Origin of the sequence: Nesterenkonia sp. NBAIMH1, assembly GCF_007922635.1 — a bacterium.
Lineage (GTDB): Bacteria > Actinomycetota > Actinomycetes > Actinomycetales > Micrococcaceae > Nesterenkonia > Nesterenkonia pannonica.
On sequence record NZ_CP042335.1, the window covers coordinates 2,076,026 to 2,098,598 of the forward strand.

Genomic DNA, 22,573 nt, shown 5'->3' on the forward strand with positions numbered 1-22,573 from the left:
TCTCAGCTGCTGGGTGAGCTTGTCATATCCCTTCGCCACACAGCCAGTCGCCCGCTGAGCGGGGAGGAGTGGGTGTCGGCGCCCAGGTGGCGGGCGACGGCACCCGTCTCCGCGAGGACCAGGTCACCCGGTGCGGGTTCCGGGTCGAAGCCCAGAGCGATGAGTGAGTCCATCACCCGGTGCTCGCCGAGCATCCCCGGGTCGGGTGCAGCAGCATCAGCCGCGAGATCCTCGAAAAGGATGTCGCCGGCGTCGTCATAGGCGTGGGTGGTGCTGCGCAGCTGTCCGCCCGTCTCACCGGACCGGCCCCACACCAGCGTCTCCCGGATCAGCGCCCGAGCGCCCGCAGCCATCTGCACGGAGGTGGTCCGCTGCACATCCGCGGACTCCGCGATGACGAACGGAAGGCCCTCCCACACCAGTCTGGCGTCCTCCGCCAGGCGCAGCGACACGTGCCACTCCGCCGGGGGGCCGGGCTCCTGCGGGCGACGGCGCGGGTAGGCGACCATCCCGCCGATGTCCTCCAGGTGCAGCGTGCAGCCGGGGCCGACCTCCACATCCAGATGCACGCGGTCGGCATCGAGCAGGATCATCTCCGCCGCGGTGATCCCCACGTGGACCCGGTCGGGGGTTCTGGAGATCAGCCGCGGCGCCAGCTTCCCGACCACCAGCTGCGCCCGCGCCCGGGACGCGTCCCGCTGGACCCGGATGCGAGTATCAGGCGTGGCTGTGGACATGCCCGCCTTCGGGATGCTCCTCATCGGCGTGGAAATGCGGTGCCATGGGGCCCGGGTCCTGGGGAATGTGCTCCCCGGCGCGGTGCGCAGCGAGCACCGTCAGCACCCAGCGTCGCAGGGCGGCCACCGAGTCCTCATCCTGCTTCGAGAGCGCGAGCACTGCGCGGCCCTCGCGAGCCTCGCCGGCGTCAGCGACCATCTGCTCCACATCCACGCCCACATAGGGAGCGAGGTCCGTCTTGTTGACCACCAGTAGGTCAGCGCGGCCGATGCCGGGACCTCCCTTGCGGGCGACGTCGCCCCCGCCGGCCACATCCAGCACAAAGATCTGGGCATCCACCAGGGCAGGGGAGAAGGTGGCGGTGAGGTTGTCTCCGCCGGACTCGATGAGCACGACATCAAGCGGCGCGAAGTCCCGTTCGATGTCCTCAGCAGCCATCAGGTTCACCGTCACATCGTCGCGGATGGCGGTGTGGGGGCAGGCGCCTGTCTCGACGGGGCGGATCCGCTCCGGATCCAGGACGCCCGCTGAGCGGAGGAATCGAGCATCCTCGTCGGTGTAGATGTCATTGGTGATGACGCCCAGTCGCAGCTCCTCGCCCAGAGCGCGGCAGACGGAGGCGATCAGCGAGGACTTGCCCGTCCCCACAGGGCCGGCGATGCCCAGCCTCAGGGCGCGGTCCTTCGGGGCGGACGGGGTGGCAGCAGTGTTCTCAGGCACGGAAGAGCCTCCTTGTGGTGCGGGCATGATTCTCGATCCAGTGTTCCATCTGGGGCGCGGACGCAGCGGGCATGTCCGCGGGGTCAGTGAGAGCAGCGATTCCAGGGACCTGCTCCTCCACGGAGGCGCAGGCATCAAGGACCAGGCTCATGGCCTCGGCGGGATCGCCGGGGTCAAGCTTCAGCAGAGCGGCCGCAGCGGCTGCGGCGTCGTCGTAGATCACCAGCCGAACCAACTCCTCCGCCCCGATGGCGGCATGGGCTCCGATGGCGCCCATCACTGCAGGACGGGAGGGCCGCCTGCCCAGCGGCTGGAAGGCCGGCGCATCGGGCCAGAGGGATGTGGCCAGACGCACCAGGCCCCGCCCCAGTTCGGCGGCGATCTGCCGCGCCGCGCCGCTGGGCGTCCGCGCAGCCCAGGCGCGATCCGTCCGCAGCAGGGCTGCGGACGGATCAGGCTGATGCGCCAGGGCGTGCCGCACCATCACGGCGCACGCAGCGTCCGTCAGGGCTGCGGTGCGCGCACGCACAAGCAGAAAGTCGCCTACCTGCGCTCGGGCCAGCCCGCCCATCAGAGCAGGCTCCAGCCCGGAGGAGGAGACATGGCCGCCGGAGGGCAGGCGTGAGTCGGCGAGAAGCAGCCCCACCGTCTGCGCGGCAGGGGATTGGGCGGCGGTGGGCATCAGAACATGCAGTAGAACTGGGCCAGCGGCAGCCTCTCCGCCGGCTGCTGCTCCACCTGCTCCCCGTCGATCGAGATCTCGAAGGTGTCCGGCTTCACCTCAATGCGAGGCAGCGCATCGTTGTTCTTCATGTCCGCCTTGCCGATGTCGCGGGTGGGCTCCACCGCGCGGACCGTCCTTCGCAGTCCCAGCGACTCCTCGATGCCGTCCTCCAGAGCGGCAGGGGAGACGTAGGTGACGGAGAAGTCTCCCGCGTTCAGATCGGCGAATGCCGGCCGCTGCAGGATGGGCTGCGGGGTGGGGATGGAGGCGTTGGGGTCCCCGAGGGAGGCCCACGCGATCGCCCCGCCCTTGATCACACTGGAGGGTCGGATTCCGAAGAAGCGGGGGTCCCACACATTCAGGTCAGCGAGCTTGCCCGTCTCCACCGACCCGAGGTCGTAGGAGATGCCGTGGGCAACCGCCGGATTCACCGTGTACTTGGCCACATAGCGGCGGGCCCGCTCATTGTCGGCCGGCAGTCCGCCGTGCAGGCCTCCCAGACGGTGCTTCATGGTGTGCGCCACCTGCCACGTGCGGGTGACCACCTCACCGATGCGGCCCATCGCCTGAGCGTCGGAGGAGGTGATCGACAGGGCCCCCATGTCGTGGAGGATGTCCTCGGCCGCGATGGTGGTCCCGCGGATGCGCGACTCGGCGAATGCGAGATCCTCCGGCACGTTGGGGGAGAGGTGGTGGCAGACCATCAGCATGTCCAGGTGCTCCGCGACCGTGTTGGTGGTGTGCGGAAGGGTGGGGTTCGTCGAACCGGGAATGATGTGCGGCAGCGAGGCCAGCGTCAGAATATCCGGGGCGTGCCCGCCGCCGGCTCCCTCGATGTGGAAGGCGTGGATGGAGCGGCCGTCGATGGCGCGGATGGTGGAGTCCACGTAGCCGGCCTCATTCAGCGAGTCCGAGTGCAGGGCGACCTGCAGCCCCCACTTCTCCGCGGCGGTCAGCGCGGCGTCCACGGCGGCGGGGGTGGAGCCCCAGTCCTCGTGGACTTTGAATCCGGCAGCCCCGCCGAGGGCCTGCTCAGCGAGACCGGCGGTCGAGACCGTATTGCCCTTGCCGAGCAGGAGGACGTTGACGGGGATGGAGTCCAGGGCGCGGTGCATCTTCTCCAGATGCCACGGCCCGGGAGTCACCGTGGTCGCCTTCGAGCCCTCTGAGGGCCCGGTGCCGCCGCCCACCACCGTGGTGATGCCGGTGGCCAGGGCCTCGTGGAGCTGGGACTGGGAGAGCAGGTGGACGTGGGAGTCAATGGCGCCGGCGGTGACGATCTTCCCCTCCCCGGCGATCACATCGGTGCCCGGTCCGATGATCAGGTGCGGGTCCACGCCGTCGGCGATGTCCGGGTTGCCCGCTTTGCCGATCCCCGCGATCCGCCCGTCACGGATGCCGATGTCGGCCTTCACGATTCCCCACCAGTCGAGGATGATCGCGTTGGTGATCACCGTGTCCAGGGCGCCCTCTGCCCGGGAGGCCGTTCCTTGGGCCATCGATTCGCGGATGGATTTGCCGCCGCCGAAGACGGCCTCCTCGCCGCCCACGGTGAGGTCCTTCTCCACCTCGATCCACAGGTCGGTGTCGCCGAGCCTGATCTGATCGCCGGTGGTGGGCCCGAACATGGCTGCGTAGGCGTTGCGGTCGATGCTGACCATCAGGATTCCTCCCCGTTCGAGGTGCTGTCGGAGTCTCGTCGGATCTGCAGGCCTGCGACGTGTCGGCGGCCTCGGAGTGCGACGCAGTCGAGCTGCCGCGATGCCCCGGGCTCGAACCTTTGGGACGCGCCGGCGGGCACGTCGAGGCGGAAGCCTTCGGCGGCCTCCCGGTCGAAGTCCAGGGCCGAGTTGGCGGCCGGAAGATGCAGGTGGGAGCCGATCTGGATGGGTCGGTCGCCGGTGTTGGTGAAGACCAAAGTGATGCGCTCGTCGTCGCGCCGGTCTGCGTTGAGCTCGATCCTGCCCGGCTTCACCCGGACTGCGCCGGGTCCTGCTGAGGATGCGCCTGCCATTGTCTCTGCCTTCCTCGTCGGATCAGTCGATGGGGTGGTGGAGCGTCACGAGTTTGCGTCCGTCCGGGAACGTCGCCTCGACCTGGATGTCGGTCAGGGCCTCCGGCACACCCTCCATGACCTGATCCCGGGTGAGCACGGTGCGCCCGTCCTCCATCAGGGCGGCCACGGTGCGCCCCTCGCGGGCACCCTCGATGACCCAGGAGGAGAGCAGAGCGACGCACTCCGGGTAGTTGAGCTTCACGCCGCGGGAGAAGCGGTCCCGGGCCACCATGGCGGCAGTGGCGAGCATCAGCTTCTCCTGCTCGGCGGGGGTGAAGTGCATAGGAGTCCTTCCGGTGTCGTATCGCTGTCAGGATCCTGCCACGGGAATGTTTCACGGAATTTTCCGCGTATCCCCACGTCGGGCTTTGATCCCTTTTCTGGAAAGGGAAGCAGGCTTCTCAGCAGCGATATTCGTTTACATCCAGGAAATGGCCGAGCAACGTCAGAGTAATGCCACTGACGCAGGCTGTTGCCAGCCCGCTGAAGGATTCGGCCTTCAGGGAGCTTGAGCAGCCACCACTCGCATTCTTGACGATCGGAGAGCAACATGAGGGAAAAGAGAAGTCACTCCCGCCTCAAAGCATATGCCGCGCTCGGCGCAGCGGGAACCCTGCTGCTGTCGGCCTGCGGTGCACGCGCCGGGGATGACGCAGAGAATGGTGCGGCCGCAGAGTCCTGCGTCGACACCGACGGCGACACCATCAAGATCGGCTTCATCAACTCGCTCTCCGGCACCATGGCGATCTCGGAGACCACCGTCAACGACGTGCTGCACCTGGCCGCGGACCAGATCAATGAGGACGGAGGAGTGCTCGGCTACGAGCTCGAGATCGTCGAAGAGGACGGCCAGTCCGACCCGGCAACCTTCTCCGAGCGGTCCGACGCCCTGCTGAACCAGGAGTGCGTGGCAGCGGTGTTCGGCGGCTGGACCTCTGCCTCCCGTCAGGCCATGCTTCCCGTCTTCGAGGGCAACAACGGTCTGCTGTTCTACCCCACCCAGTACGAGGGCCTCGAGGCGTCGGAGAACATCTTCTACTCCGGCGCCACCACCAACCAGCAGATCATCCCTGCTCTGGAGTACCTCTTGGAGGAGGAGGAGATCGAGTCGATGTATCTCGTCGGCTCCGACTACGTCTTCCCCCGCACGGCCAACATGATCATCCAGCAGTGGGCGGACGAGAACGACGTCGAGATCCTCGGCGAGGACTACACCCCGCTGGGCTCCACCGACTTCACCACCATCGCCAACCAGGTGGCCTCATCGGACGCCGACGCTGTGTTCAACACGCTCAACGGCGACTCCAACGTCGCGTTCTTCAACCAGTACAACGACCTCGGACTCTCCGCCGAGGAGATGCCCGTCATGTCAGTCTCCATCGCCGAGGAGGAGGTCGACGGCATCGGGGCCTCCAACCTCGAGGGGCAGCTCACCTCCTGGAACTACTACCAGACCCTCGACAACCCCGAGAACGAAGAGTTCGTCTCCGCGTTCCAGGACGCCTACGGCGACGACCGGGTCACCTCGGACGTGATGCAGTCCTCCTACAACAGCCTCTTCCTCTGGGCCGCGATGGCTGAGGAGGCCGGCTCGTTCGACGTCGATGAGATCCGTGACGTCGCCGACGGGACCAGCTTCGACGCGCCTGAGGGCACCGTCACCATCGACGGGGAGACCCAGCACGTCACCAAGACGCCCCGCATCGGCGTCATCAACTCCGAAGGCCTGATCGACGCAGTCTGGGAGGGCGAGCTCACCGACCCGGACCCGTTCCTCGACACCTACGAGTGGGCTGACGACGAAGAGGCCGCAGAGTTCGCCGAGGAAGCTGAGGAAGACGCCGACGCCGACACCGAGGACGAGTGACGTCTTCCATGGACGCGCTGCTTCCTCAGCTCGTCGCCGGGATCAGTGTCGGGTCGATCCTGCTTCTCGCAGCGATCGGCCTGGCACTGACCTTCGGTCAGATGGGCGTCATCAACATGGCCCACGGGGAGTTCATCATGATCGGGGCCTACGTGGCCTTCGTCATGCAGGGGCTCTTCGGCGCGGGCATCAGCCTCATCGTCGCGATACCGGCGGCATTCCTCGTCGGAGGAATCTTCGGGGTGCTGCTGGAGCAGATCCTCATCCGGCACATGTACCACCGCCCTCTGGATACCCTGCTGGCCACGTTCGGCGTCGGACTGATCCTCCAGCAGCTGGCTCGGGACATCTTCGGAGCCCCCGCTGTGGAGGTGGCCAACCCCGCCTGGCTCTCCGGCTCGGTGCAGATTCTGGGGACCAACGTGCCCCTGACCCGCATCTTCATCCTGGGCCTGGTCATCGTTGTGGTCGCAGGACTCTCCGCGCTGATGGCCTACACCAGCCTCGGCCGCCGCATCCGCGCCACCGTGCTCAACCGCAGCCTCGCCGAAACGTCCGGCATCTCCACGCGGCGGACCGACCGGACCACGTTCTTCATCGGCTCCGGACTCGCCGGAGTCGCCGGAGTGACCATCACCCTCATCGGCGCGACCAGCCCCACCATCGGCACCAGCTACATCGTCGACGCGTTCCTGGTGGTGGTCGCCGGAGGCATCGGCAAGATCAAGGGTGCCGTCATCGCCGCCTTCAGCCTCGGAATCCTGCAGGCGTTCATCGAATTGTCGACGACTGCGTCCATTGCGAAGTTCCTCGTGCTGATCATCGTCGTCGCCTTCCTCCAGATCAGGCCGCAGGGTCTCTTCAGCGTCCGCACAAGGAGCCTCGCATGACAGCCACCGCCGCAGCATCCAAAGCCGCCTCCACCCCCACGAAGGGAAAGCTCGCCGCCATCAGTGCGGCCGGCTCCAGCCCCGGGGTCCCCAGGCCGCGCACCGCCTACATCGGAATCGGCCTGATCGCCCTCGGCCTGCTCGTCCTGGCTCCCGCACTGCTGACGCCCTTCGAGCTGAGGCAGATGGGCCGCTTCGTCTGCTACGCCATGGTCGCCGTCGGCATCGGCCTCGCATGGGGCCGAGGCGGAATGCTCACCCTGGGCCAGGGCGTGTTCTTCGGGATCGGCGCCTACTGCATGGCCATGCACATGCAGCTCGAGGACGCCGCCCTGCGCGGGGAGGAGACGCCCCAGTTCATGTCCACCTTCGGCGTGGACCTGCCCTGGTTCTGGGAGCCGTTCCACTCGCCCATCCTCACCGTGCTGCTGATTCTGCTGCTGCCGGCCGCCCTGGCTTTCGCCCTGGGATTCTCGGTGTTCAAACGACGCGTCAAGGGCGCGTACTTCGCCATCCTGAACCAGGCCATGGTGTTCGCGTTCGTCACCCTCCTGGTGGGGCAGCAGGCCACGCTCAACGGCTCCAACGGGCTCTCCGGCTTCCAGTCGTTCTTCGGCTTCGCCATCAACGACCCCGCCAACCGACAGATGATCTACATGATCGCCGCCGGCCTGCTGATCGTCATGCTGCTGGTGGCCTACTGGATGATGCGCAGTCGGTTCGGCGAACTGCTGGTGGCCACCCGCGACGCGGAGGAGCGAGTCCGCTTCCTCGGCTACGACCCCGCCATGATCAAGACCATCACGTTTGTGGTGGCGGCGGTGATGGCGTCAGTGGCCGGAGCGATGTTCGTCCCCCTCGTCGGGATCATCTCGCCGGCCGGCATCGGAGTCGTCCCCTCCATCGCATTCGTCATCGGTGTGGCCATCGGAGGCCGGGCCACCCTCTTCGGCCCCGTGCTGGGAGCGTTCGCCGTCGCCTGGGCCGAGACCACATTGGCCGAGAACTTCCCCTCCGGCTGGTCCTACTTCCAAGGCCTGCTGCTGATCCTGGTGATCGCGCTGCTCCCCGGCGGCATCGCCTCGGTGGGCCGGTACTTCCGATGGAGACGAGCAGGAAGCAACTTCCGAAAGAAGGCAGAGGCATGACAGCACCCGCCACACTCAGCGTCGAGGACCTCAACGTGACCTTCGGCGCCTTCACCGCCGTCGGCGGCGCAAGCTTCCGCGCAGACCCCGGCGAGGTCCACTTCCTCATCGGCCCCAACGGGGCCGGCAAGACCACCTGCGTCGATGCGATCACCGGCCTGGTGCGAGGCACCGGCAGCGTGAAGCTCGGCACCGACGACGTGCTCGGCAGGCCGGTCCAGAAGATCGCCCGGCTCGGGGTCGGACGGACCTTCCAGACCGCCAGCGTCTTCGAGCAGCTGACCGTCCTGCAGAACCTCGACATCGCCGCCGGAATGCACCGGTCCGCCTGGTCGCTGCTCGGGCGGCGCCGCAGCATCGCCAGCCGCATCGCAGACGCCATGGGGCAGACCCAGCTGGAGGACCTGCAGCACCAGCCCGCCGGAATCCTCTCCCACGGGCAGAAGCAGTGGCTCGAGATCGGGATGCTCCTGGTCCAGGACGCCCGCGTTCTGATGCTCGACGAGCCCGTCGCCGGCATGAGCCTGGAGGAGCGCAACGCCACCGGCGAACTGCTGCACCGGGTGAAGAAGGACCGGGCCGTCGTCGTCGTCGAGCACGACATGGAATTCATGCGCAGCTTCGCCTCCCGGGTCACCGTGCTGCACCAGGGCCAGGTCCTCTCCGCAGGCTCCGTGGAAGAGGTCCAGGCCGACCCCAAGGTCCAAGAGGTCTACCTCGGCACCGCATCCATGTCCGAGGACGACGCGGCGCAGGCCCCAGCGCTCGCCGCAGCCAATCCAGGAGGCACCCATGCTTGAGCTCAGCAGCGTCCACGCAGGCTACGAGCGCACCCAGGTGCTCAACGACGTCAGCCTCACCAGCGCCGACAACGGCATCGCAGCCGTCCTGGGACACAACGGTGCAGGCAAGACCACCCTGCTGCGCGCCGTCGTCGGCATCATCAGGCCCACCATCGGCACCATCACGTTCAACGGCGAAGACATCACCCAGGCCGCCCCGAGCAAGAGGGTCAAAATGGGTATGGCCTACGTGCCGCAGGGGCAGCAGTCGTTCGAGCAGCTCAGCACCCTGGAGAACCTCCAGGTCGTCGCCGACGGCAAGCCGCGCTCCCGGCGCCGAAAGCTCGTCGACCACGCCCGCGAGCGGTTCCCCGCCCTCAACGAGGTGATCGACAAGAAGGCAGGGCTGCTCTCCGGGGGGCAGCGTCAGCAGCTGGCCATCGCGCGCGCACTCATCACCGAGCCCAGCATGCTCATCCTCGACGAGCCCACCGAAGGAATCCAGCCCTCAGTGGTCACTGAGATCGAGCGGACGATCACCGGTCTCGCCGCCGAGGACGGGCTCTCCGTGCTCCTGGCCGCCCAGCACGTCGGCTTCGCCCTGAACAGCGCGTCGAAGTACTTCGTCCTCGCCTCAGGGAGGATCACCAGCACCGGAGACGGCGGCAGCGCGGCCCAGGACCAGGTTCGCGACGCCATGGCCATCTGAGACGATTCAGAGCATGCCGGACGCCTCGCGGGCACGACGAGCGGCGGAGGACAGCCTCGAGGACTACGCCTTCCGCTACGTTCCGCGCACCTTCCGCCGGTGGTCGGCGCCCGCGGTCGGGGGCGCAGCCCTGGGATCGATGGCGTTCCTCGCCGACTTCTCCATGGGCGCCACCGTGGGACTGGAGCACGGCACGCTGAACGCGGTCGCCGGCATCGCCCTGGCCTCAGCCATCATCTTCACCGTCGGGCTGCCCATCGCCTACTACGCGGCGCGATTCAACCTCGACGTGGACCTGCTCACCCGCGGCTCCGGATTCGGGTACCACGGCTCCATCATCACCACGGTGATCTTCGGCGGCTTCACCTGCATCTTCTTCGCCCTCGAGGGGGCGATCATGGCTCAGGGGCTCTACGCCGGGCTGGGCGTCCCGCTGCCTCTGGGCTACCTGCTCTCCACAGTGGTGGTCATTCCCATCGTGATCTACGGCATGCGAGCCCTGGAACGGCTCCAGTTCTGGACCACACCCCTGTGGCTGGTGCTGGCACTCGTGCCGCTGGTGGGAGTGGTGCTGACTGAGCCGGACGTCGTCGAAGCCTTCCTCACCTTCGAAGGCGCCGGCTCCGGAGATCTGGAGCTCGGGGCCGTCGTCGCCTCCGCCGCAGTCTGCTTCGCACTCATGCCGCAGCTGGCCGAGCAGCTGGACTACATCAGATTCATGCCGCCGCGGACGCGCGCCAACCGGAAGGTCTGGTGGGCATCGATGCTGCTGGCCGGCCCGGGCTGGGTGATCTTCTCCGGGACCAAGCAGCTCCTCGGCGTGCTGCTCGCCGTCTACGTGCTGGTGAAGATCGACCCCACGCTCGGCTCCCGGGCGGCGGAGCCGGTGGTGCAGTTCCTGGGCGTGTACGAGCAGCTCATGCCGGACTGGCTCGCCGTGATCCTGGCGCTGCTGCTCATCGTCATCGCCCAGGTGAAGATCAACGTGACCAACGGGTACTCCGGCTCCTTGGCGTGGCTCAATGCCTACACCCGGGTGACGCGGCGGTACCCCGGACGCACCGTGTTCGTGCTCTTCAACCTCTCCATTGCGCTGGGGCTGATGCTCATGGACGTCTTCGGCCTGATGGCCTGGGTGCTCAGCCTCTACGCCAATTTCGTCATGGCGTGGCTGGTGACCATCTCTGCGGACATTGCGATCAACAAGTACGTGCTGAGGCTGTCCCCGATGCGGCCCGAGTTCCGACGGGGCATGCTCCACAACTGGAACCCGGTGGGCCTGGTCTCCGTGACCGCCGCCTCGGTGCTGTCGCTCGCGGCGTTCTTCGGGTTCTTCGGAGAAGCCGTTCAGCCGTTCGCCGTGCTCATCTCCATCGGCACCGCAGCACTGCTCACGCCGCTGACGGCCGCGGCCACACGAGGACGGTACTACCTGCGTCGCCGCAGCGACGGCGTGGACCTGCCCATGTACGACGAGGACGGAAACCCCTCCGCCGAACGCCTGCGCTGCCATGTGACCGGATACACTTTTGAGCGCCCAGACATGTTGGCATCAGCGGTGCGCGGACCGCTGGGAGAGACTCAGTACGTCTCCTCCTTGGCACTGACCCTCGCCGGCTCCGAACACCATGTGCTGCCCCCTGAGACCCGGACGGAGAGCGATGAGCGACGCAGCTGACACCGCCGGAGCCCTCGTCGCCGCCGCGGCAGCCCAGCTCGGCCGGACAGAGTTCGACGAGATCACCTACAAGGCCCTCGGCGCCGAGGTCGGTGTCTCCGAACGCACGGTCTACCGGCACTTCCCCACACGCGCGCACCTGCTGATCCGTGTGGCGCAGACTGTGGAATCGCGACTCTTCGCGCCCTCGGCGTTCACCACATGGGAGGGGCTCTACGGGGCCGTCGCGGCACGCTTCGCCGCCTTCGACGCACATCCGGCCGAGGCATTCATCCTGGCCCGCTCCGCCTCCCTGTCCCCGGTCCACACCGCCAGCCCAGCAGGACAGTCGCACTCCTTCTTCGCGGGCGCTGTGGGGGCGCTCGTCGACGAGTCTGCTCCGGGGCTGAACCCGCGCGATCGCCGGCGCACCGCATCGGCTCTGTGCTACTTCGCCTCCGCGCAGTTCTGGGTGCGCGTACGGGTGGGCTTCGACCTGGATGCGGAGGCTGCGATGCGCCACTTTCGGGCGGCGGCCCACCAGGTCCTCCGCGCCGTGCCCGAGGGGACCTGGCCTCACCCCGCATACGACGGCGTCGTGAGCTGAGGCGCCCGTGATCGGCCAGACGCCCGAGGCTGACGAGATCGCTCAGCGGCTGGGCCTCAGCCGCACCTCCGCCGGGATCCTCGCCGCCTATGTGGAGCTGATCGAGGAGCTCGGCACCGACGACGTCTCCCTGAAGCTGATCGCGCGACGTGCCGGGGTGGGGGAGCGAACCATCTTCCGCCACTATCCGACCCGCTCGGACCTGCTCCTGGGTGCCGTGGCGTGGGCCGACCATGTGGTGTTCGCGCGGCCCAGCTTCGATTCGATATTCGACCTTCCGCTGGCACTGCGCCAGACGATGGCCGCCTACAGCCAGAGGCCCGAGCTTGCCTTCCTGGTCGCCGAGACGACCATGCGGGGCGCCGCTGCAGCGGATTCGGCTCCCTCCCGGCAGCACGTGGAGCAGCTTCTCGACGCGGAGATCCCTGACCTCGGCGCTGAGGAGCGCGAACAGGTTGCTGCCGCCCTCTGCCACCTGGACTCTGCTGGGGCGTGGGCCGCGCTGCGCCGCGAATTCGGCATGGCGGCCATCGACGTCGCCGATGCTGCTGCCTGGACAGCTGAAGCTGTGCTGAACCCCCTGCGCTCCCGGGCGGTGAGCGGATGAACGGGCGCGCCCACCACCGTCACCACCACGGGCAGACGGATGAGCTCGTCGAGACCGCCCTGCAGACGCTCCGGGAGCACGGCGAGCGCGCCACCTCCGCCCGGCAGGCGGTGCTGCGGACACTGGCGGCGCATCACCGGCACCTGTCCGCGGACGAGGTCGCCGAGGACCTGAGCAGTCGGGCATCCACCGCACCACCGTCTACCGAGCGTTGGAGCGGTTCGCCGAGCTCGGGATCGTGGCTGTGCGACAGGTGGCCGGGGAAGCCGCATCCTTCCACTTGGCGACCTCCACACACGTGCACGGCCACTGCCGCAGCTGCCAGGCCGTGGTGGCGCTGCCCCCGGAGAGCTTCGCCGCGGCCGCAGAGGCGCTCGAGGCGGACGCGGGGTTCCAGCTGGATCTGCACCAGTCCACCATCACGGGCCTCTGCGCGCACTGCCGCTGAGCGCGACCCCGTCTCGAGCGCCGCCCGTCGGTCGCCCCCCTCCCGCTCCGCCCCCCCTGCCGTTCGCTCCAGCCCTCGAGCGCGATCCCCTGCCGTTGGGTGCTGGAATGTCGCAGCGAATCGCCCGCGAAACGGCCCAGATACTGCAGCTTTCCAGCACCGAACGGGGAACGGGGAGGGACGGTGGTCGTTCGCCGCTCAGGACTGGGTTTACTGTGGTGCTGCTTTAGGCCCTGCGGAAGAGGAGCTGGGTGGTGGCGTCCTCGGCGGTGACCCGTTCGATGCTCACGTCGTAGACGGGCTCGAGGGTGGCCTGGGTCAGGACCTCGTCGGTTCGGCCTTCGGCGTGGACGCGGCCGTGGGAGAGGAGCACCACCCTGTCGCAGTAGCGCGCGGCGAGGTTGAGATCGTGCAGGACAACCACGGCGGTGATGCCGAGCTCTTTGACCAGGTGGAGCACCTGGTGCTGGTAGCTGATGTCGAGGTGGTTGGTCGGCTCGTCCAGCAGCAGGCACTCAGCTCGCTGAGCCAGGGCCCTGGCGATCAGCACCCGCTGCTTCTCCCCGCCCGAGAGGCCGCTGAACTCCCGGTTCGCCAGGTGCAGCAGCCCGACCCGGTCCAGAGCCTCCTCAGCGACACGCTCGTCCTCGGGCCCTTGGCGGCTGAACATGCCGAGGTGCGGGGTGCGGCCCAGCAGCACCATGTCCGCCACGGAGAGCATGAGCTCGCTGGGCGGCTCCTGAACCACGACGGCGACGCGCTGGGCGAGCTTCTTCGGCGGGATGCGCGCAACGTCGGCCCCGTCGAACTCGACCCTGCCCGCATCGGGACGCAGCGCCCCGTACAGAGTGCGCAGCAGGGTGGTCTTGCCGCTGCCGTTGGGCCCGATCAGGCCCACCACTTCGCCCGGGCCGACACGCATGGATACGTCACGGAGGACGGTCTTGTCCCCGTAGGCGTGGGTGATGCTGGAAATTTCCAGCATCATTCCGTCCCGCTTCCCTGGAAGCGTTCGGAGATCAGCTCCAGGCCGTCCACGGAGAGCGGGGTGGCGGGTTCGGTGAAGTTGAACAGCTGGGTGTGGATCTGCCCATCCTGCACGGCTGTCATCGTCTCGGCGCCGGGCAGCTCCACGATGGTTTTCTCGACCCCGTCGACATCACCCTGGTAGAGCAGGATGAGCACGTCAGGATTCCGGTCGACGAGCTCCTCGATCTGCACTTCGAAGACCCGCTCATCGGTGTCGGCGAAGACGTTCTCGAACCCGGCGGCCTCCAGCTGCGGCTGGGCCATCGACCGGCTGCCGTAGGCGTAGGAGCTGCCGCCGCCCACCGTCGGGTACAGCACTGCCGCGGTCCGGTCCTCACCTTCGGCGCGCTCGGCGACGGCCTCCACACGGGCGTCGAGCTCGGCGATGAGCTCGGCGGCCTCCTGCTCTGCGCCGAAGATCTCCCCGTAGGTCTCGATCTCGGCGTAGAGCGTCTCGTAGGAGGCGTCAACAGTCGGCTCGGGGCAGTAGAGCTCCTGGATGAGCATGTCGATCCCAGCGGGCGAGAGGCCCTCACGGCTCACGCCGTCGGGCTGGCCGAGGGCGAGGTCCGGGTCGTGTGCGACGACCTCCTCCTGGGAGATCATCAGGTGGCCGGAGGCGTCCAGTTCTTCCGACAGGGACTCGATGCTCTGGATCCGGCTGTAGAGCTCCTCGTCGTAGTACTCCTCAGGGAACGCGCCGGCGCGGGCCACCGCACGGTCCATGAGGCCGAGCCCGTCGAGGATGGTGACCGGTGCTGTCTCCAGGAGAATGATCCGTTCAGGCTCGGCGTCGAAGGTCACCGATTGGCCGCAGTTCTCGATGGTGTGCGGATAGTCCTGGCCGGTGTCCTCGTGCGCTCCGGCTGCGTCGTCCGCGGCTGCGTCGTCCGCGCCGCCGCAGGACGTCGTGGTGAGCACCGCGATCCCTGCGACGGCGAGTGCTGTGCTGGTGCGGCGCGTGCGGGATTGGGTCATGGTGGGCTCTCAGGCAAAGGGGTGGGAGGTCATGGCATGCGCGCATTCATGCGGCGGATCAGAATCAGGAGGAAGGAGGCGCCCACCAGGGCGGTGATGATGCCGATGGGCAGTTCGCGCGGCTGCATGAGGACTCGGGCGCCTGCGTCGGCCCAGATCAGCAGGATGGCCCCGATCAGGGCAACGACAGGGATCAGCCGACCGTGTGCGGCTCCCACGAGGCGCCGGCCGAGGTGGGGGACCACCAGGCCGACGAAGCCGATGGCGCCGGCGGCGGCGACCACCGCCCCGGTGCAGAGCGAGACCACGGTCAGCAGCTGGATGCGGGTGGCCATCGGCGGCACACCGAGGGCACGTGCGGTGTCGTCGCCGATGGAGAGGGCGTCGAGGCGGCGGGCCCAGAGGACCAGGAATGCGGTGCTGGCCAGAGCGATGGCCAGCACCAGCATGAGGAAAGCATCCCAGCGTGCCAGGGCCAGTGATCCCAGCAGCCAGAACATCACCGACCGTGAACCCTCCGCGTTGTCCGAGGCGAAGATGAGGAAGCTGGTGGTCGCTGAGAGCGCGTAGCCCACAGCAATGCCGGCCAGCAGCAGTCGGATGGATGTGACGTGCCCGTTGGCGCGGGCGAGGAAGAACACCAGCAGGGAGGCTCCCAGTGCGCCGAGGAAGGCGCTGACCGGCAGGGCGTACTGCCCGGCCCCGGCAGCGAAGCCGAAGAGGATCGACGCCGCCGCTCCGGTGGAGGCGCCCCCCGAGATTCCGAGAATGTAGGGGTCCGCGAGGATGTTGCGGACCATGCCCTGCAGGGCCGCCCCGCAGATCGCCAGGCCCGCGCCGACTGCTAGGCCCATCAGCACACGGGGGGTGCGCATCTCCCAGACGATGGACTGCTCGGCACCGGTCCATGTCTGCTCGATGGGCAGGCCGATGCCGTGCCCGATGATGGCCAGCACGGTGGTGGGGGCGACGGGAACGGGCCCAATGCCCACGCAGAGAGCAATGGTCACCAGGAGCAGGAGCATCAGTCCGCCGGTCCACAGGGCGGCCCGTCGGCGCGTGCCCCGTCCGAGGCCGCCAGCTGTGGGGGCCTCCGTGCCTGAGGTGTTCGCCTTCTGCAACATTGTTGCAGCTAGCCTAGAGGGTGAGAGATGACGACGCGGCCTCGGGCTTCTTGGCGCGGATGCGGTGCTGCATCTGGACGTCGTGGCCGGGAGCGACGCCGTGCGCTCTGTCGGCCTCCATGACGGCGGGCAGCTCATCGACAGTGACATCGACGAACCCGGCGGCCCGGATGCGGCCGGCGAACGCGTCGATGGAGTCCGCCTCAGCCAGCGGCAGGTCCTGCTCATGGCCCCGGTAGGTCTCCCGAAAGTCGCGTGCACGTTCGCTGCTGGCTTCTCCCTGGCAGGCCAATCCTTGCGGGAACCAGAGCGAGTCCACGGCGACGAGGACGCCCCCGGGCCTGAGGATGCGCAGCCATTCGGCGAGGGCCTGCTCCGGCCCGCGCAGGGTCCAGAGCACGTACCGGGCGGTGAGTGCGTCGAAGGTCTCGTCGTCGAACTCCGGCGTGGAGGCATCGCCCCGTCCGAACATCGGGTTGGAGGAGTAGCCGGAGCGTCGCCGGGCCTCGGCCAGCATGCCCTCCGCAAGGTCGATGCCCGTGACCTGATGCCCCATGCCCGCCAGAAGAAATGCGACCGCTCCCGAGCCGGTTCCGAGATCGAGGACCTGCGCAGGCGGCTGGGGCAGAGCGGCGTTCCATACGTCCTCCCAGACAGAGGTGCCTCCTTCAGTCTCACGGCGGGCGGCCTGGTGGGCTTCGTAGTCCCTCGCCCACCGCGACCAGTAGTCGTTGATGCGACGCTGCTCCGCCGTGTGCGACGCCACCTGGTGTCCCTTCTCCGCGGCTGTGAGTCTCACGTCGTGGGCGAGCTCGGATGCGTTCTTCATCGGGGTGCCCTCCTGGTCCGCACGGGTGAGGCGCTTGGGACCGTCACTCAAGGTTCTGCAACATTGTTGCAAGAAGACTAGAGATCCTGGGTTACGCCGCTGTTTCAGTGACGAAACGTTTCGTCACTCCGTTTCAGCTTATAGTTGGCCTATGTCTGCCTCCCGTCAGCCTCGCCGCGTCCGGCTGAAGGACGTAGCTGAGAAGGCGGGCGTCTCGGTGGGCACCGCCTCGGATGCCCTCTCCGGCCGCGGGAGAATCACGGGGGAGACGCGGCAGAAGGTCGCCGACGTCGCAGCGGAGCTGGGCTACGTCGCCAATGCGCTCGCCTCCGGACTGCGCACGGGGCGCACGCGCACCATCGGGCTGCACCGCCAATCCCCGACGGAGCAGCTCGACAAGCCATATTTTCGGCAGTTTCTTGCCGGGGTGCTCGAAGTGGGACAGCGTCACGACTATGACGTCTCCATACTGTCCGCCAACGCCGACATGCCCCGCAGCACTGCAGCGCGCGTGGACGGGGTCATCGTGGTGGACCCCCTCAGCGACGATCTGCGCGCCCGTGAGCTGATGCTCTCTGCTCTGCCCGTCGTTGCAGGCGAGCATCTGCCTCCAGGCCTGCCCGAGTGCGAAGTCGTCGCCGTCGACCATCGCAGGGCGCTGAGTGAGCTCTTGGCCCCCGAGGCCGCGCGCGGCGTCACGCGGCCGCTGCTGGTGGCGCCCGACGAGCATTCCGGGTGGGGCAACCTGCTCCGCGATGTCTTCGATGCCTGGGCTGCGGACCTCGGCGCTGCACCGGCTCACGGGTATGTGCGGTTCGGCGGCTGGGACGACAAAGAGGGGTTCCGGGAGGTGCTCCAGCCGATGCTGCAAGCTGATGAGGAGGCCGACTTCGTGCTGGTCTCAAGTCCCTACGGTGTGTTGGCTGGCCTGGAGTTCCTGGCGGAGCATTCGCCCACGCGAGCCGTCCGCTTCGCCAGTGCGGGACCCGACGTCGGCGGGCTGCTCGACCACGTTCCCGAGGTGGGGTTCGTGGATCTTCCTGCCCGGGCTCTGGGAGCGGCCTGCGCCGAACGGCTCATCGAGCTGTTGGAGGCTGAGGCCGGCTCAGCCCGGGTCTCCGGCACCACGCTCATCGAAGCGCCTGTGCATCTCCCGCAGTAAACACTGCGTTAAATCCTGGCCAGGGGTTGCCCACCCCATTGACGAATCGTTTCGGCATGCGCAGTCTGGAGCCATCATCATTCGTCACGCTCCAGGAGGTGCGCTGTGGGAAAGGTCCCTGCCCATGAGGTCCAGCACACCCGGCTGAGAGACCTGTCCGCTGCCTACTGGTGGCTGTGGTTCGCCGAGCTCGTCATTTGGATAGGACGGTTCGTCGTCCCGTTCATGACGCTCTTTCTGACGCGTGATGTGGGTCTGTCCGCTTCTGCCGCCGGGCTGGTGGTGTCCGCCTATGGGCTGGGGGTGGTGGTCTCTGCGATGGTGGGCGGGATTCTCGCCGATCGGCTGGGCCGCAAACGCACCCTGCTCGGCAGCCTGCTCCTCTCAGCGGCCACCGTGATGCTGATCCCCTTCGCGCAGGAAGCCCTTCTGATCTGCATCCTCCTGTTCGTCTACGGGCTGTTCAACGGGGCGGCCCAGCCGGTGATGGTGACGATGGTGGGCGATATGGTGGAGCCCAGGCACCGCCGCACCGCCTACAACTACACCTTTTGGGCGGTGAACCTCGGGTACGCCATCGGTCCGCTGATCGCAGGATTCATGGCCGACCGCACCTTCGTGCTCGTCTTCTTCGGCCAGGCGGCGCTGCTGCTGACCGCCACCGCCATTGTCGCGGCCAAGGTGCCGGAGTCGCACAGCGCGGGACGGGCGCGGCGGAGCCCCCGCCGCCGCATGCTCCGCCGGCGACCGCCGGCGTCCAACACTGCAGAATCGATTCAGTCCTCCCCGCCCGTTCCCCGGCCGGGCAGGGGGAGCATCGGCAGAGTCCTCACGGATGGGGTCTTCATGACGTTCGCCTGTGTCATGCTGCTGTACTCCATCGTCTACGTGCAGTCGATGACCACTCTTCCGCTGGTGATGGCCGACCAAGGCTTTTCCCCGGTGTCCTACGGGTATCTGCTCACGCTCAACGGCCTCCTGCTCTGCCTCCTCCAGATCCCCACGGCCAAGTGGCTGAACCGGTTCAGCCGTGACGCCGTCATTGTGGTGGCAATTCTTGTCACCGGTCTGGGGGTCGGCTCTCAGGCAGCGGCTGCGACATTCCTCTTCTACTGTGCGGCGGTGGCGGTATGGACCCTGGGAGAGATGGGATCCCACCCCCAGGCCCAGTCGGTTGCGGCCGACCTCGCGGACCACACGCAGCACGGCAGGTATCAGGGCGTGTACTCGCTGAACCATTCGATAGCGATGGTCGTCGGCCCCATTCTCGGCGGGGCGGTGCTGGATGGGTTTGGGCACGAGGCCCTCTGGCTCGGCGCCGGCGGGGTCTGCGTGCTTGCAGCGGTCCTGCTGGCGGTGACAGGACCGGCGAGACGACGCCGTCTGGGCCAACGCTATGAGGAGGACAGGTTACGAAGATATGACGCTGAAGCTGCCCTGTAAAGGACGTGTAAACATCCTGTCAAAGCCATTGACGAAACGTTTCGCCAACCACAGTCTTAATGTCCAACAGCACTCCGGCGCCTGTCCGGAGCACCGCAGATATGGAGGCCCCGCCCGTGGGACACGATCACAGCCACGACCACAACCATGATGTTTGGCCTGAAGGGTTCTGGGAGCAGCCCCGTCGGCTGGGGGAGGGGCTCGAAGGACATGGCGCGGTGGACAGCTACAACGTGGACCGCAAGCCCGGCCTTCTCCACGTCAACCGTCAGCGGGAGGGCGGCTTCGCCGGCATCCAGACCTTCGCCAAGCTGCCCGTGGCGCTCACCCCCGAGGACCTGAAGGCCGCGGAGATCGACGTCGCGGTCTGCGGTGTGCCCTGGGACTCCACTGCAGGCGGTCGCAGCGGCACGAACCACGGTCCGATGGTCATCCGCTCCTGCGACTACAAGGGCGGCTACGGGCCGCGCCCGCACTTCTCCCTGGACACGCATGTGGATGCCTTCGCTGAGCTGAACATGTGCGACTACGGGGATTCGCCGATCATGCTGGGCAACACCCCGGGCACGTTCGAGGAGATCAGAAAGTTCGTCGGCACCATCGTCGACTCCGGTGCGATCCCCATCATCATGGGCGGCGACCATGCCATCACCTGGCCTGCCGCCACAGCGGTGGCTGACCACTACGGGTACGGCAAGGTCGGCATCGTCCATTTCGACGCCCATGCAGACACCGGCACGGACATGCCGGGCTCACTGGCCTCCCACGGCACCCCGATGCGCAAGCTCATCGAGTCGGGCGCGGTCCCCGGCAAGAACTTCGTGCAGGTGGGGCTGCGCGGCTACTGGCCGGACCAGGAGACGCTCGACTGGATGGACGAGCAGGAGATGCGGACGCACTTCATGGCAGAGATCAACCATCGCGGCTTCTACGAGGTGCTCGAGCGGGCCGTGGACGAAGCTCTCGACCAGGCGGACTACCTCTACCTGTCTCTGGACATCGACGTCGCTGATCCGGCCTTCGCCCCGGGCACCGGGACCCCCGAGCCCGGCGGGCTGACCAGCGTGGACGTGCTCACCGCGGTGCGGCGCCTCTGCGCGGAGGTCGGCGTGGTCGGCGTGGATGTGGTGGAGGTGTCCCCGCCCTACGACGACAAGGGGGAGATCACCGCGCTGCTGGCCAACCGGGCCATTCGCGAGGCGATGACCGGCATCGCGATGCGCCGACAGGGACTCACGGAGCCCAACTTCGTGCACCCGTATGCGCTCGGAGAAGGACTGGACAGCCAGGGGAAGGAGAGGAACCGCACCTTCCGCGCCCGATGACCGCAGACCGACCCCTATTCATCATTCGCATCGCACCAGTGAAGGAAGACCATGAATAACGCACGTTTCCAGCCTGAGGAAGACACACTCCTGCGACGACGATGCCTGCCCGGCACGCTGAAGGCAGCCGGTGTTCTCTCCATTGCTGCACTGACCCTCTCAGCATGCGGGAATGGGGGCGAGGCCGAAGCTGACCCGGACACCGCCGAGGGCGACACCGCCCAGGCTGCGCAGGAGCCGCCCGAGGACGGGGTGCTGAGACTGGGCGTCCTTGACGACATCGGTCAGCCGCCGGACCCGGACATCTACTACTCCGGCAACGGCCTCGCGCTGACCACGAATCTCTACGAGGGCCTTGTCCGCTACGAGCCCGGCAATCACGACGAGGCCACCGTGATTCCGCTGCTGGCCGAGGAGTGGGAGATCAACGACGAGTTCACCGAATTCACCTTCCAGCTGCGTGAGGGGGTGACATTCCACGACGGCGCCGAGTTCAACGCGGAGGCTGTCGAAGCGTCCTTCCAGCGACGCCTCGATGTTGATGCCGGCCCTGCCTACATGGCTGCGGGCGTGGATGTGCAGGCTGAGGACGAGTACACGGTCACGATGGTGCTGGAGGAGCCGAACTCCGCGTTCCTCGACTACCTGGCGTCGCCGTACGGGCCGCGGATGATCAGTCCCGAGGTGATCGAGGAGCACGACGAGGACAACGCTGAGGGCTACATCGCGGAGAATTCTGCGGGCACCGGGCCATACACCTTGGCTGAGGCCTCCGTCGGCGACGGCTACACCCTGGAGGCCTTCGAGGACTACTGGGACGAGGACCTGGCTGACCCGGAGTTCCACACCATCGACCTGCCCGTCTACACCGAGATCTCGGCGATGCAACTGGAGCTGGAGCAGGGTGATCTGCATGCCCTGCTGCAGGGAGTCCCGTCCTCGTCGCGCGGTGACTACATGGACGACGAGGCGCTGTCGGCGTTCGCTCTTCCCTCCTACCAGCTCTCCAACTTCCTGATGAACCCGAATCGGGAGATCCTCTCCGATCCGGAGGCACGCGTGGCCCTCTTCGAAGGGATCGACTGGAACCAGTACACCGAGGACATCCTCGGTGACAGTGCCGTGCCAGCAACGGGCGACTTCCCGCAGGGCGCCCTCCCTGATTACGAGGACCGGGAGCTGACGCACAGCCCTGAGGCCCTGGCTGAGTGGGCCGCGGAGAACGAGGGGGAGGAGATCGTCATCGGGCACAGCTCCGCCTCCACCGACTCCGAGCAGATGGCGAACCTGGTAGCCGCAGAGCTGCAGGGTATGGGCCTGAACGCCACCGTCACCTCTCACCAGTCCTCCGAGATCTTCGGGGACTTCTACGAGGACGCGACCGCGTCCCCCGACGCGTTCGTCTACTCCGGCACCTGGCCCGACTCGAACAACCCCTACATGCACGGCCACGTCTTCTGGGGCGAGTCCGGCGGCCTGAACCACCTGCGGTGCTCCAACGAGGAGATCGACGAGCTGCTCGACGAGGCCCTGGTCACCGATGACGCCGAGACCTTCAACGAGGCGGGTGAGGCAGCCTACGAATACGGCTGTGCACCGACCTTCGCCTGGGTCAGCGACTTCATGGTGTTCCAGCCATGGATCTCGGGCGTCGAAGAGGCTCACAGCATCGCGGCACCGGCGACGGTGGACTTCGCCCGACTGTCCGTCGACGAGTAGTCCGGATTCCC

The 22,573-nt window shown here is 67.4% G+C and carries 23 protein-coding genes; 13 read left to right on the forward strand and 10 right to left on the reverse strand.

The features are described 5' to 3' along the window. Window positions 1-2: 2 nt before the first annotated feature. Genes FS388_RS09940 through FS388_RS09965 form a run of 6 tightly spaced genes read right to left on the reverse strand, consistent with a single transcriptional unit; the run spans window position 3 to window position 4,521 of the window. Window positions 3-737, reverse strand: a complete 735-nt coding sequence (locus tag FS388_RS09940) for an urease accessory protein UreD (protein WP_168198680.1) — start codon at window positions 735-737, stop codon at window positions 3-5. Continuing rightward, window positions 718-1,458 carry an urease accessory protein UreG gene (gene ureG / locus FS388_RS09945; RefSeq protein ID WP_246836180.1) on the reverse strand — a complete coding sequence of 247 codons (741 nt, stop codon included), beginning with the start codon at window positions 1,456-1,458 and terminating at the stop codon, window positions 718-720. Before ureG ends, FS388_RS09940 begins: the two co-directional genes overlap by 20 nt. Beyond that, on the reverse strand, window positions 1,451-2,140 hold the full coding sequence (locus FS388_RS09950; protein WP_146341276.1) for an urease accessory protein UreF: 690 nt from the start codon (window positions 2,138-2,140) through the stop codon (window positions 1,451-1,453). Before FS388_RS09950 ends, ureG begins: the two co-directional genes overlap by 8 nt. Further along, the gene (locus FS388_RS09955) at window positions 2,140-3,843 is read right to left on the reverse strand and encodes an urease subunit alpha (RefSeq protein WP_146341277.1); all 1,704 of its coding nucleotides are present in this window, start codon (window positions 3,841-3,843) and stop codon (window positions 2,140-2,142) included. Before FS388_RS09955 ends, FS388_RS09950 begins: the two co-directional genes overlap by 1 nt. After that, entirely contained in the window at window positions 3,843-4,196 is a 354-nt protein-coding gene (ureB, locus tag FS388_RS09960) for an urease subunit beta (protein ID WP_146341278.1), read from the reverse strand. Before ureB ends, FS388_RS09955 begins: the two co-directional genes overlap by 1 nt. Before the next feature lie 22 nt (window positions 4,197-4,218). Next, on the reverse strand, window positions 4,219-4,521 hold the full coding sequence (locus tag FS388_RS09965) for an urease subunit gamma (RefSeq protein WP_146341279.1): 303 nt from the start codon (window positions 4,519-4,521) through the stop codon (window positions 4,219-4,221). 267 nt (window positions 4,522-4,788) lie between these two features. On the opposite strand from FS388_RS09965, the gene urtA reads away from it, so the two are divergent. From urtA to FS388_RS10010, 9 genes are all read left to right on the forward strand, one after another. Beyond that, window positions 4,789-6,105 carry an urea ABC transporter substrate-binding protein gene (gene urtA, locus FS388_RS09970; protein ID WP_146341280.1) on the forward strand — a complete coding sequence of 439 codons (1,317 nt, stop codon included), beginning with the start codon at window positions 4,789-4,791 and terminating at the stop codon, window positions 6,103-6,105. Next, complete coding sequence (urtB, locus tag FS388_RS09975) at window positions 6,102-6,995, forward strand: urea ABC transporter permease subunit UrtB (protein ID WP_246836181.1); 894 nt, start codon at window positions 6,102-6,104, stop codon at window positions 6,993-6,995. Before urtA ends, urtB begins: the two co-directional genes overlap by 4 nt. Then, a complete protein-coding gene (gene urtC, locus FS388_RS09980; RefSeq protein WP_146341281.1) occupies window positions 6,992-8,143 on the forward strand; it encodes an urea ABC transporter permease subunit UrtC in 1,152 nt (383 codons plus the stop codon). Before urtB ends, urtC begins: the two co-directional genes overlap by 4 nt. Beyond that, window positions 8,140-8,943 carry an urea ABC transporter ATP-binding protein UrtD gene (urtD, locus tag FS388_RS09985; RefSeq protein WP_146341282.1) on the forward strand — a complete coding sequence of 268 codons (804 nt, stop codon included), beginning with the start codon at window positions 8,140-8,142 and terminating at the stop codon, window positions 8,941-8,943. Before urtC ends, urtD begins: the two co-directional genes overlap by 4 nt. Continuing rightward, entirely contained in the window at window positions 8,936-9,634 is a 699-nt protein-coding gene (locus FS388_RS09990) for an ATP-binding cassette domain-containing protein (protein ID WP_146341283.1), read from the forward strand. Before urtD ends, FS388_RS09990 begins: the two co-directional genes overlap by 8 nt. Window positions 9,635-9,647: 13 nt before the next feature. Beyond that, window positions 9,648-11,312, forward strand: a complete 1,665-nt coding sequence (locus tag FS388_RS09995; protein ID WP_146341284.1) for a cytosine permease — start codon at window positions 9,648-9,650, stop codon at window positions 11,310-11,312. Beyond that, entirely contained in the window at window positions 11,296-11,898 is a 603-nt protein-coding gene (locus FS388_RS10000) for a TetR/AcrR family transcriptional regulator (protein WP_168198681.1), read from the forward strand. Before FS388_RS09995 ends, FS388_RS10000 begins: the two co-directional genes overlap by 17 nt. 7 nt (window positions 11,899-11,905) lie before the next feature. After that, window positions 11,906-12,505: a TetR/AcrR family transcriptional regulator gene (locus tag FS388_RS10005; RefSeq protein WP_246836182.1), complete on the forward strand. Its 600-nt coding sequence runs from the start codon at window positions 11,906-11,908 to the stop codon at window positions 12,503-12,505. 184 nt (window positions 12,506-12,689) lie between these two features. Next, window positions 12,690-12,953 carry a Fur family transcriptional regulator gene (locus FS388_RS10010; protein ID WP_146341286.1) on the forward strand — a complete coding sequence of 88 codons (264 nt, stop codon included), beginning with the start codon at window positions 12,690-12,692 and terminating at the stop codon, window positions 12,951-12,953. A gap of 226 nt (window positions 12,954-13,179) precedes the next feature. Here the strand turns inward: FS388_RS10010 and FS388_RS10015 are convergent, their stop codons facing one another. The 4 genes from FS388_RS10015 to FS388_RS10030 are packed head-to-tail and all read right to left on the reverse strand — an operon-like array spanning window position 13,180 to window position 16,964. Beyond that, window positions 13,180-13,941 carry an ABC transporter ATP-binding protein gene (locus FS388_RS10015; RefSeq protein ID WP_246836183.1) on the reverse strand — a complete coding sequence of 254 codons (762 nt, stop codon included), beginning with the start codon at window positions 13,939-13,941 and terminating at the stop codon, window positions 13,180-13,182. After that, complete coding sequence (locus FS388_RS10020) at window positions 13,938-14,960, reverse strand: ABC transporter substrate-binding protein (protein ID WP_146341287.1); 1,023 nt, start codon at window positions 14,958-14,960, stop codon at window positions 13,938-13,940. Before FS388_RS10020 ends, FS388_RS10015 begins: the two co-directional genes overlap by 4 nt. A gap of 29 nt (window positions 14,961-14,989) precedes the next feature. After that, window positions 14,990-16,084, reverse strand: a complete 1,095-nt coding sequence (locus tag FS388_RS10025; protein ID WP_146341288.1) for an iron ABC transporter permease — start codon at window positions 16,082-16,084, stop codon at window positions 14,990-14,992. 13 nt (window positions 16,085-16,097) lie between these two features. After that, window positions 16,098-16,964: a class I SAM-dependent methyltransferase gene (locus tag FS388_RS10030; RefSeq protein ID WP_168198683.1), complete on the reverse strand. Its 867-nt coding sequence runs from the start codon at window positions 16,962-16,964 to the stop codon at window positions 16,098-16,100. Between the two features lie 100 nt (window positions 16,965-17,064). Here FS388_RS10030 and FS388_RS10035 point away from each other — a divergent pair, with 100 nt between their 5' ends. The 4 genes from FS388_RS10035 to FS388_RS10050 all read left to right on the forward strand — a co-directional run bounded on the left by FS388_RS10035 (window position 17,065) and on the right by FS388_RS10050 (window position 22,562). Beyond that, the gene (locus tag FS388_RS10035; RefSeq protein ID WP_168198684.1) at window positions 17,065-18,075 is read left to right on the forward strand and encodes a LacI family DNA-binding transcriptional regulator; all 1,011 of its coding nucleotides are present in this window, start codon (window positions 17,065-17,067) and stop codon (window positions 18,073-18,075) included. 105 nt (window positions 18,076-18,180) lie between these two features. Then, the gene (locus FS388_RS10040) at window positions 18,181-19,518 is read left to right on the forward strand and encodes an MFS transporter (RefSeq protein ID WP_168198685.1); all 1,338 of its coding nucleotides are present in this window, start codon (window positions 18,181-18,183) and stop codon (window positions 19,516-19,518) included. Window positions 19,519-19,634: 116 nt separating this feature from the next. After that, complete coding sequence (gene speB / locus FS388_RS10045; RefSeq protein ID WP_246836184.1) at window positions 19,635-20,843, forward strand: agmatinase; 1,209 nt, start codon at window positions 19,635-19,637, stop codon at window positions 20,841-20,843. Between the two features lie 51 nt (window positions 20,844-20,894). Beyond that, the gene (locus FS388_RS10050) at window positions 20,895-22,562 is read left to right on the forward strand and encodes an ABC transporter substrate-binding protein (protein WP_146341293.1); all 1,668 of its coding nucleotides are present in this window, start codon (window positions 20,895-20,897) and stop codon (window positions 22,560-22,562) included. Window positions 22,563-22,573: the final 11 nt, after the last annotated feature.

Bases quoted from the DNA above. Each gene is read 5' to 3' on its own strand.
- FS388_RS09940 (WP_168198680.1), bottom strand. From the start codon at position 737: ATGTCCACAGCCACGCCTGATACTCGCATCCGGGTCCAGCGGGACGCG.
- FS388_RS09950 (WP_146341276.1), bottom strand. From the start codon at position 2,140: ATGCCCACCGCCGCCCAATCCCCTGCCGCGCAGACGGTGGGGCTGCTT.
- FS388_RS09955 (WP_146341277.1), bottom strand. From the start codon at position 3,843: ATGGTCAGCATCGACCGCAACGCCTACGCAGCCATGTTCGGGCCCACC.
- ureB (WP_146341278.1), bottom strand. From the start codon at position 4,196: ATGGCAGGCGCATCCTCAGCAGGACCCGGCGCAGTCCGGGTGAAGCCG.
- FS388_RS09965 (WP_146341279.1), bottom strand. From the start codon at position 4,521: ATGCACTTCACCCCCGCCGAGCAGGAGAAGCTGATGCTCGCCACTGCC.
- urtA (WP_146341280.1), top strand. From the start codon at position 4,789: ATGAGGGAAAAGAGAAGTCACTCCCGCCTCAAAGCATATGCCGCGCTC.
- urtC (WP_146341281.1), top strand. From the start codon at position 6,992: ATGACAGCCACCGCCGCAGCATCCAAAGCCGCCTCCACCCCCACGAAG.
- urtD (WP_146341282.1), top strand. From the start codon at position 8,140: ATGACAGCACCCGCCACACTCAGCGTCGAGGACCTCAACGTGACCTTC.
- FS388_RS09990 (WP_146341283.1), top strand. From the start codon at position 8,936: ATGCTTGAGCTCAGCAGCGTCCACGCAGGCTACGAGCGCACCCAGGTG.
- FS388_RS09995 (WP_146341284.1), top strand. From the start codon at position 9,648: ATGCCGGACGCCTCGCGGGCACGACGAGCGGCGGAGGACAGCCTCGAG.
- FS388_RS10000 (WP_168198681.1), top strand. From the start codon at position 11,296: ATGAGCGACGCAGCTGACACCGCCGGAGCCCTCGTCGCCGCCGCGGCA.
- FS388_RS10015 (WP_246836183.1), bottom strand. From the start codon at position 13,941: ATGATGCTGGAAATTTCCAGCATCACCCACGCCTACGGGGACAAGACC.
- FS388_RS10020 (WP_146341287.1), bottom strand. From the start codon at position 14,960: ATGACCCAATCCCGCACGCGCCGCACCAGCACAGCACTCGCCGTCGCA.
- FS388_RS10025 (WP_146341288.1), bottom strand. From the start codon at position 16,084: ATGTTGCAGAAGGCGAACACCTCAGGCACGGAGGCCCCCACAGCTGGC.
- FS388_RS10035 (WP_168198684.1), top strand. From the start codon at position 17,065: ATGTCTGCCTCCCGTCAGCCTCGCCGCGTCCGGCTGAAGGACGTAGCT.
- FS388_RS10050 (WP_146341293.1), top strand. From the start codon at position 20,895: ATGAATAACGCACGTTTCCAGCCTGAGGAAGACACACTCCTGCGACGA.